Here is a 1,972-nt window from a genome sequence, read left to right on the forward strand (position 1 = left end):
AGTTACCGAGCCACCGACCTTCGAAACTCGGCTGTATGACGTCCCGGCAATGCCGACCCTCGCGCCCTGGATCAATTCACCGTCTTCGTCCTTCACCGTGGTGGTGATCAAGTACAGCCCGTTGTCTTCGCTTGCTGGTGTCGGGCCTGCAGTTGGGTAATCGTCTTGATCGTCCTTGATGAAAACGCTGCGCGAACCAAGGAAGCCGCTCGGACCGCCCTTTTTCACCATCCACACGCGCCCTCGCTGGATGTCGGCACTCGGTACGGTCACCCAGTAGTCGGTGCTGTCTTCGCCGTCGGGACCGATTTTGGTCAGCGGGTATCCAGATTCGTTAAAAACGAACCCTTCGTACGGCTCGACCGGATACATCCACGCGGTTGTCTCGCCAGGGTAGCTGGTGAATTGGATTTTGATGTTTGTCATGATGCATCAAATTTGCACCACAAACGGTCCCAAAAAAAGGATCACGCACCGACGTCAGGGGCAATTGCGGTCTCGAAGCCAAGTTGACCACGCACTGTTTTTTGCCCTGCCGTGGGGTGGTTCCTGAAATCGGCGTTTCGATTTAGGCCGGAAAACACGGGGTTTTGATCCTGACACGCGCGTGAAACTTCAGGGGCGATTTTCCGTGGTCAACTTGACCACGGAAATTCATGGCAGTGGGATCTTGGCTATTCGGCCTCATCCTGGAGGCTCTCGAGTACTCGCAGAAGCCGCAATCTTTGCTCCTCACTTTCTAGCGATTCCGGCATGATCATCAGGGGGAAATAGCCGGTGATCCCCTCGTCCTCCAGCCGGACCACCTGAGCAGCTATCCGTCGCTCGATGGCTTCCTTGGTTTTCATCAACCTCTGAAAGGCTCGGTCGTATTCTTCGTCTTCGTGCATTTTTCTGTCTCCTCGTGCGGTGGTATCGATAGTTACGCGGCGGCGGCTGCCTTAGCCTTTTTCGCCTCTGCCTCTTCTCGCACTTCCCTGCGCCGACGAGCTAGATCTGACTCCTCCCTGGTGTACTCGACCTCGACGCGCCGACTCACTGGGACAGCGTCGGACGACACATATGACTGCCATGATGCGGTGGCGTCCATATATCGCTGGTTTTTGAGCCATTTTGCTGGCTCTGGGATGTGACCTCGCTGTCCCTCCGGTGACTTAGCGTATTCATTGATCCGCAGCGAGATGAAATCCATAGCTAGTCTCTCTGTCGAGACATCGATCGGTGCGCCATCCTGATCGATCGTTATCGTGCCGCAGGCCACTAGGTATCTGACGGCTCCGATCAGTGCGTCCCCGATGGCTCCTCGCGATCGACGCATCCGCTCAGGATACGCCAGCCAGACGCGACTGACCGGATCGGCCGGGCGGGCAGCGGGTTGCGCTTTCGGTTTTGGCGCTGGGGCCGTCTGTGCCTGTGATGAGGTTACTTTGGTTTGTTGTTTTTCTTTCTTTGTCAAATTCAAACTCTCGGTACCATCGGCCACGATGGCATTAGATTCATTTTCTTTAGATTCAAATAAAGAAGAATCTTTAGGATAAGAGCAAGTATCATATTTGGCACCTACCCCCCGCGACCCAAATATCATATTTGGCAGACCCACGTATCGTTTTTGGCGCTTCGCGCCGCCAAAAATTAAGTCGCCTGCATCGGTGACCTCGATCACTGGTACCAGTGAGATGTATCCAGGTCGGTCGTCACTGTCGTCCCCGTTGACGACGCCAGCGTCCACCAGCGACCGGCGTGCATTTTTCACCGACTCGCGAGTCAGGCCGGTCGCCTGCATCAAGGTGGAGATTCGCCAGGTGTACTCGGTAGCCAGACTGCCAATCGACTCCCGAATCAGACGGGTTCCCTCCTCGATACCCTCGCGACGCGTGTGTCTTGCCCCGCGTCGCGCTCCACATCTTTGCGACGAGTGCTAGCGCAGATCGGGACAGCCCGCTATTTAGGGACCACATCGGCAGCACGAGAC

General features: G+C 56.0%; 3 protein-coding genes. All 3 read right to left on the reverse strand.

Annotated features, from left to right (window positions below; genetic code table 11):
• The coding region (locus RMSM_RS05365) for a hypothetical protein (protein WP_008692676.1) at positions 1–426 on the reverse strand (426 nt) is incomplete at its 3' end.
• 248 nt (positions 427–674) lie between these two features.
• Positions 675–890, reverse strand: coding sequence for a hypothetical protein (locus RMSM_RS05370; RefSeq protein ID WP_008692678.1), 216 nt, complete (start codon positions 888–890; stop codon positions 675–677).
• Positions 891–922: 32 nt separating this feature from the next.
• Positions 923–1,786, reverse strand: a complete 864-nt coding sequence (locus RMSM_RS05375; protein WP_144057392.1) for a hypothetical protein — start codon at positions 1,784–1,786, stop codon at positions 923–925.
• Positions 1,787–1,972: the final 186 nt, after the last annotated feature.

Origin of the sequence: Rhodopirellula maiorica SM1 (assembly GCF_000346295.1) — a bacterium.
Classification (GTDB): Bacteria; Planctomycetota; Planctomycetia; order Pirellulales; family Pirellulaceae; genus Novipirellula; species Novipirellula maiorica.